Consider the following 6728-nt stretch of genomic DNA (forward strand, 5'->3'; position numbering starts at 1 on the left):
CTCCCCCTCTGGGGGAGGTGGCCCGGAGGGCCGGAGGGGGTTTTGCCGAGCCCCCTTGCCTATTATACACTCGTATAGCAACCTCCCCTCACCCAGGGAGAGACACATGACCACCGCTGCCCAGCACCGTGACGCGATCATCATCGGCGGGGGTCACAACGGCCTGGTCTGCGCCTTCTACCTGGCCGGCGCGGGGCTGAAGGTCACGGTCTGCGAGGCCCGCGACGTGGTCGGCGGGGCGGCCGTCACCGAGGAGTTTCACCCCGGCTTCCGCAACTCGGTCGCCAGCTACACGGTCAGCCTGCTCAGCCCCAAGGTCATCGCCGACATGGACCTGCACGGCCACGGCCTGCGGATCCTGGAGCGGCCGATCTCCAACTTCCTGCCCATCAATGAGACGACCTATCTGAAACTCGGCGGCGGGCTGGAACGCACGCAAGCCGAGTTCCGCAAGTTCTCCGAGAAGGACGCCGCGGCCCTGCCCGCCTATTACGCCATGCTCGACGAGATCGGCGACGTGCTGCGCGACCTGGCCGGCGAGACCCCGCCCAACCTCGGCGACGGCCTGCCCGGCCTGCTGCGGGCCCTGCGCCAGGGCGGGCGGATGGCGGGCCTGTCGCGCGAGCGCAAACGCGACCTGCTGGACCTGTTCACCAAGAGCGCCCGCGACTTTCTCGATGGCTGGTTCGAGAGCGACGCGGTCAAGGCCAGCTTCGGCTTCGACGCCGTGGTCGGCAACTTCGCCAGCCCCGACACGCCCGGCTCGGCCTATGTGCTGCTGCACCACACCTTCGGCGAGGTGAACGGCAAGAAGGGAGCCTGGGGCCATGCGGTGGGCGGCATGGGCTCGATCACCCAGGCCATGGCCAAGGCCTGCCGCGCCAAGGGCGTGGAGATTCTGCTCAACGCCAAGGTCGAGGGCGTGCATGTTGAGGACGCGCCGAAGGGCAAGGGCAAGCGGGTGACGGGCGTGCAGCTGGTGGACGGCCGCCAGATCATGGCCCCGATCGTCTCGTCCAATCTCAACCCCGCCCTGCTGTACGGCTCGCTGGTCGCGCCGTCCGCCCTGCCCGCCCCGTTCAAGAAGGCGATCAAGGGCTACAAGAACGGTTCGGGCACCTTCCGGATGAACGTGGCGCTGTCGGAGCTGCCGGACTTCACCTGCCTGCCCGGCAAGGCCGTGGCCGAGCACCACCAGTGCGGCATCGTGCTGTCGCCGACCCTGGACTACATGGACGAGGCCTATCGCGACGCCAAGGCGACCGGGATCAGCAAGCGGCCGATCGTCGAGATCCTGATCCCCTCGACCCTGGACGACAGCCTGGCCCCGCCCGGCCAGCACGTGGCCAGCCTGTTCTGCCAGCAGTTCGCCTGGGACCTGCCCGACGGCCGCAGCTGGGACGACGAGCGCGAGGCCGCCGCCGACCTGATCATCGACACGGTCAACCAGTGGGCTCCGAACTTCAAGGCGTCGGTCCTGGGGCGGATGATCCTGTCGCCGGTCGACCTGGAGCGGAAGTTCGGCCTGGTCAACGGCGACATCATGCACGGCCACATGTCGCTGGATCAGCTGTGGGCCGCGCGGCCGGTGCTGGGGCACGCCAGCCACCGGGCGCCGATCAAGGGGCTCTACATGTGCGGCGCCGGCTGCCACCCGGGCGGCGGGGTTTCGGGCAATCCGGGGCGGAACGCGGCGCGCGAGATCCTGCGGGACAAGGATTTTGGCACGGCGGTGAAGCTGAGCGTGGTGGGGCGGTAGGATGGGTGGCTCACCCACTTGCCCCCACCTGACCGCTGCGCGGTCTGTCCGCCCCCATAGGGGGCGGAGGACGCGCATGCACGGCGCGCCTCTTCCCCCTTTGGGGGAAGACGACCGCGAAGCGGTCCGTAGGGGGCAAGTGTTCACCGGCAAGATGGCGGAAGGTTGAAGATGGACATGATCCCCAACCCCGATCCCGAAGCCGCCGATCCTGATGCAAATTGGGGCCTGCCCGGCTGGCTCTATGACAACGCCCGGTTCTTCCGCGAAGAGCAGGACAAGGTCCTGCGCCCGTCCTGGCAGATCGTCTGCCATCTGAACGACATCCCGAAATCCGGCGACTTCCACACCTTCGACTTCCTGGGCGAGAGCACCGTGGTGGTGCGCGGCAAGGACGGCGGGGTGAAGGCCTTCGCCAATGTCTGCCGCCATCGCGCCGCGCGGCTGCTGGACGGCCCGTCAGGGCACTGCGGCCGGATCGTCTGTCCCTACCACGCCTGGACCTACGCCCTGGACGGCCAGTTGATCGGCGTGCCGCACGCCGAGACTTACCCGGCCTTGAAGATGGAAGAACAGGGGCTCCACACGGTGCAGGTCGAGGTCTATCGCGGCTTCGTCTTCGTGCGGCTCGAAGGGGCCCATTCTGAAGAGGGGGGCCCCAGCGTCGCCGAGATGATGGCCCCCTATGACCACGAGCTGGAGCCCTACCGCTTCGAGCAGATGGTCCCGTTCGGCCGCGTCACCCTGCGGCCCCGCGCGGTGAACTGGAAGAACATCAGCGACAACTATTCCGACGGCCTGCACATCCCCATCGCCCACCCCGGCCTGACCCGGCTGTTCGGGCGCGGCTATGGCGTCGAAGCCGAAACCTGGGTCGACAAGATGTGGGGCCGGCTGATCGAGGAGCCGTCGCGCAATCCGTCCGAGCGGATGTACCAGCAGGTGCTGCCCGACGTCGAACACCTGCCGCCCGAGCGCAAGCGCCTGTGGACCTATTTCAAGCTCTGGCCCAACCAGGCCTTCGACATCTATCCCGACCAGGTGGACTTCATGCAGTTCATCCCGGTCTCGCCCACCCAGACGATGATCCGCGAGATCGCCTACGCCCTGCCCGACGACCGCCGCGAAATGAAGGCGGCGCGCTATCTGAACTGGCGCATCAACCGCCAGGTCAACGCCGAGGACACCGAGCTGGTGGCGCGCGTGCAGCAGGGCATGGCCTCGCGGAGCTTCACGGCCGGACCGCTGGCTTCGAGCGAGGTGTCTCTGCGCAGCTTCGGCCGGAAGATGCGGGCGCTGATCCCGCAGGCCCGGCTGCGGCGGCCGCCGGAGGGGTGGTGAAGGCGCTTCTTCCCCCTTCCCCCTTGATGGGGGAAGGGTCGGGGTTGGGGGTGACGCGGCGGTTCAGCCGGCACGGCCGCAGCACCCCCACCCAACCCTCCCCCATCGAGGGGGAGGGCTTCGATGAGCACTCAGGCTTTCACCCATGACCCGCGCGCCCTTCACCCGCGAAACCCCCGACGTCCGCCGCACCGCCCTGATCGAGGCGACCGGCCGGGTGCTGGCCGCCAAGGGCGTGGCGGGCGCCTCGGTGCGGGCGATCTGCGCCGAGGCGGGGGTCAGCGCCGGCTTGCTGCGGCACTATTTCGAGGGCGTGGATGCGCTGGTCGCGGCGGCCTACGCGGCGACCGGGGCGCGGATCGACGCGGCGCTGGAGGCGGCGGTGGCGGCGGCGGGAACCGACCCCCGCCAACGCCTGTCGGCCTACCTCACCGCCAGCTTCGCCCCGCCGGTGCTGGACCCGGACCTGCTGGCGACGTGGCTGGCCTTCTGGAGCCTGGTCAAGGTCGACCCGGCCGTCGCCGCCATCCACCGGCGCACCTATGCCGGCTACCGGGCGCGGCTGGAGGCGCTGCTGAGCGCCTGCGACCCGAAGATCGACGCGCGGCTCGCCGCCATCGGCCTGACGGCGGTGGTGGACGGGCTGTGGCTGGAGCTGTGCCTGGACGCGACGGTGTTCACCCCGGCCGAGGCGGGGGCGATCGCCGAGCGGCTGGCGGCGGGGTATCTGGCATGAAAACACCCTCTCCCCATGGGAGAGGGTGAGATCTTAGGCGGCGGCCTGGGCGCCGAGGGCGGCGCGGCCCCAGCTGGAGCGCCGGACTTCGGGTTCGGACACCTGGACCCGAGCCTTCTTGCCCTGGGTGCGCATGTGCCGGGCCAGCATCTCGGCCACGCCGACGGCTTCAGGCTGGCAGGGATAGGAGCCGATCAGGTCGAGCGTGTCGTTCCAGGTGATGTGCCAGACGCCGGAGACGGGTCGAACGAAGTAGGTGTGTTCGTCGGCCATGGGATTCACTCCTCGGTTCACTCAAGCGTCGGTCTTACAGCGCGTGCATGACAGCTGTTTCAATGCTGCACAGCAACATCCTGTTGCATTGCACACTGCAGGAGCCGAGCCAAGGGGATCTATGGTGAATCCCCAGGCAAGATTAGGGCGGCTTGAGCGTCAAAGGCATTCAGGGCTCGGGGATTCGTCCGCGCGCCTGCACGCCCGTCATTCCCGCCCTGAAATGAGGGGATACACCGACACTGGCAAAGGTCGGTCGCCGGCGCCGGGAAGCGGACATAGCGATCGTCTGTTCGGGGTGGGAAGCAGAAATCAGGCCGCCGCCCGAAGCCGGACGTCGGGACCTCAGCAGAACGACAGCCAGACGAGTTGGCGGAAAAGGAGGCGGCTTCGTCGCCCGCCTTCTCCGACCCTGGCGCGTAATCTGTCGAAGAGCCTAGTGGAGACCCGCGCAAGTGACTTAACCGAAAGAACTCAACTCCCGCTTGCAATGCTGCACAATCTATGGCGCCATTCCTGTCGGGCACTTCCGCCCGTTGCGGAGACTACGCATGAAGCGCTTCGTTCGAGCCTCGCTGATAGTCGCTCTGGCCATTTCCACGATCCCTGCGGTTTCGGCCGCGGGTCCACGTTTCTACCGGGAGACGATCTACTACAGCGCGGCATATGGTCCGGGCACGTCGCCGTTTCCCGGCCCAGGCCCAACGCCCGGTGGGTCGCAGACCAGAGTAGAAGTGGGGTGGGATCGCTACTATTGCGACGGGACCGTGCGATCGTTCGGACAGCAGACCGGCGATTTTGAGGACTATGAGATCGGCACTTGCCCCTGAATTCGTCCGCCAGGCCCGTCGTCAGAGGCGGCGGGCCTTCATCGTATCGGACGGGCTAGGCTGATGCCCCGCGGCCCTAGTGCTTCCAGGCGAAGAGCGAGATCACGCCGAGGATCAGGCTGACATAGAAGCCCAGGCCCCACATGAAATGCTCGCCCTCGTCGTCGCTGTAGCGAGCATCGAGAAGGCGGTCGCCGAGGGGCAAGGCCGCCCCGAGCGAGACGACCAGACGACCGGTGATGGTGAGGATGCGCGTGATCATGAGACGGACGGTGCGCCTCAAAGGTTAACAGGTCGCTTAAGTTGTACTGCGACAAAAACTACCGCGCGATCTCTGTTCCGGAGGCCCCGCCCCGTCCTCGCGTCAGCCAGTAGAACGGCGCCCCCAGGGCCAGCAGGCCCGCGCCCAGCGCCACCGCCTGGCCGCCGGCTCCCACCAGGGTCCAGACCGAATAGATCCCGGCCAGGATGGCGATCAGGGTCAGGGCCAGGGTCGGGGCGATCCGCTTGGCGGCCTGCAGCTTCAGCGCCGCCAGGGCGCAGACCAGATAGGCGAACAGCGAGGCCGTGGTGGCCACCAGGGCGATGAAGGTGAACAGGTCGGCCATCGACTTGGCGTAGTTCATCAGCACCAGGACCGTGAGAAAGCCGGCCGACAGCAGGTGGGCCCGCACGGGCGAGCCGCGCACCGACTCCTTGGCCAGAAAGGCCGGGAACACCCCGCCCTTGGCCATGGCGTAGGGCATCTCGCCCTGCAGCAGCACCCAGCCGTTCAAGGCGCCGAAGGCGCTGATCGCCGCGAACAGGGCCAGGACCTTGCCGGCGCTGACGCCCCAGTAGAGGCCCACGAAGTCCGACAGCGGGGCGTTGGAAGCCTTCAGGCTGTCGGTCGGCGTCAGCAGCACCACCGCCGAGCAGACCAGCAGATAGATCACGCCGGTGAACACCGTGCCCACCAGGGTGGCGCGGGGGATGGTGCGCTCCGGATCGACCACCTTGCCGGCCGGCACGGTCGCCGACTCCAGGCCCAGCAGGGCCCACAGGGTCAGGGCCCCGGCGGCGGTGATCGCGCCCGGATGGATGTCGGCGGCGCGGAACGGGATCAGGGTCGCGCCCCCATCCGCGCTGGGATCCCGGCCGATCACCCAGAACGCCAGGCCGGCCACGGCGACCAGGGGCAACAGCTTGAGCACGGTGGTCGCCACCTGCACCCCGCCGGCCAGGCGGGCGCCGGCGATGTTGACCCCGACCAGCAGCCAGACCGCGCCCAGGGTCACCAGCAGGTGCAGGCCCGGAACCTCGGCGATGGCCGGAAAGATCACCGACAGATAGCTGACCGCCCCGGTGGCGATGGCGGCGTTGCCCACCCACAGCGAGATCCAGTAGCTCCACGCCACCATGAATCCGACCAGCGGTCCGAAGGCTTCCTGGGTGTAGGCATAGGGCCCGCCGGCCTTGGGGAAGGCCCGCGCCAGGCCGGCGAACACGAAGGCCAGGCACAGGGCGCCGCCGATGGTCAGCAGCCAGCCGAACACCGCGTTCCAGCCGTAAGGGGCCAGGGACGCGAGCAGCATGAACACCCCCGACCCGATCATGTTGCCGACCACCAAGGCCGTGCACATCCAGAAGCCCAATGCTCGTGAAGAGGGGGCGCGCGGGGTCGTGATCTTGTGGATGGGGACCTTCTCTCGGGCCTCTGTCATGCGGCTACGCTTTCACGGGACGGTGCGGGGATGAAAGCCCCCTCCGGCCCTCTGGGCCACCTCCCCCAGAGGGGGAGGATTTACGC

The 6728-nt window shown here is 68.2% G+C and carries 6 protein-coding genes; 3 read left to right on the plus strand and 3 right to left on the minus strand.

What is annotated here, in order from left to right:
- Nucleotides 1-106 precede the first annotated feature (106 nt).
- The 3 genes from WAL33_RS13210 (at nucleotide 107) to WAL33_RS13220 (ending at nucleotide 3836) form a co-directional block, all read left to right on the plus strand.
- Complete coding sequence (locus WAL33_RS13210) at nucleotides 107-1759, plus strand: phytoene desaturase family protein (protein ID WP_422182010.1); 1653 nt, start codon at nucleotides 107-109, stop codon at nucleotides 1757-1759.
- A 171-nt stretch (nucleotides 1760-1930) separates the two neighbouring features.
- Complete coding sequence (locus WAL33_RS13215; RefSeq protein ID WP_422182011.1) at nucleotides 1931-3100, plus strand: aromatic ring-hydroxylating oxygenase subunit alpha; 1170 nt, start codon at nucleotides 1931-1933, stop codon at nucleotides 3098-3100.
- Nucleotides 3101-3245: 145 nt separating this feature from the next.
- Nucleotides 3246-3836, plus strand: a complete 591-nt coding sequence (locus tag WAL33_RS13220; RefSeq protein WP_422182012.1) for a TetR family transcriptional regulator C-terminal domain-containing protein — start codon at nucleotides 3246-3248, stop codon at nucleotides 3834-3836.
- A gap of 33 nt (nucleotides 3837-3869) precedes the next feature.
- On the opposite strand, the gene WAL33_RS13225 is transcribed toward WAL33_RS13220, so the two are convergent.
- From WAL33_RS13225 to WAL33_RS13235, 3 genes are all read right to left on the minus strand, one after another.
- Nucleotides 3870-4109, minus strand: a complete 240-nt coding sequence (locus WAL33_RS13225) for a hypothetical protein (RefSeq protein WP_422182013.1) — start codon at nucleotides 4107-4109, stop codon at nucleotides 3870-3872.
- Between the two features lie 906 nt (nucleotides 4110-5015).
- A complete protein-coding gene (locus WAL33_RS13230) occupies nucleotides 5016-5201 on the minus strand; it encodes a hypothetical protein (protein ID WP_422182014.1) in 186 nt (61 codons plus the stop codon).
- Nucleotides 5202-5259: 58 nt separating this feature from the next.
- Complete coding sequence (locus WAL33_RS13235) at nucleotides 5260-6642, minus strand: amino acid permease (protein WP_422182015.1); 1383 nt, start codon at nucleotides 6640-6642, stop codon at nucleotides 5260-5262.
- Nucleotides 6643-6728: the final 86 nt, after the last annotated feature.

Source organism: Caulobacter sp., assembly GCF_049283275.1.
Classification (GTDB): Bacteria; Pseudomonadota; Alphaproteobacteria; order Caulobacterales; family Caulobacteraceae; genus Caulobacter.

Bases quoted from the DNA above. Each gene is read 5' to 3' on its own strand.
- WAL33_RS13210 (WP_422182010.1), top strand. From the start codon at position 107: ATGACCACCGCTGCCCAGCACCGTGACGCGATCATCATCGGCGGGGGT.
- WAL33_RS13215 (WP_422182011.1), top strand. From the start codon at position 1,931: ATGGACATGATCCCCAACCCCGATCCCGAAGCCGCCGATCCTGATGCA.
- WAL33_RS13220 (WP_422182012.1), top strand. From the start codon at position 3,246: ATGACCCGCGCGCCCTTCACCCGCGAAACCCCCGACGTCCGCCGCACC.
- WAL33_RS13225 (WP_422182013.1), bottom strand. From the start codon at position 4,109: ATGGCCGACGAACACACCTACTTCGTTCGACCCGTCTCCGGCGTCTGG.
- WAL33_RS13230 (WP_422182014.1), bottom strand. From the start codon at position 5,201: ATGATCACGCGCATCCTCACCATCACCGGTCGTCTGGTCGTCTCGCTC.
- WAL33_RS13235 (WP_422182015.1), bottom strand. From the start codon at position 6,642: ATGACAGAGGCCCGAGAGAAGGTCCCCATCCACAAGATCACGACCCCG.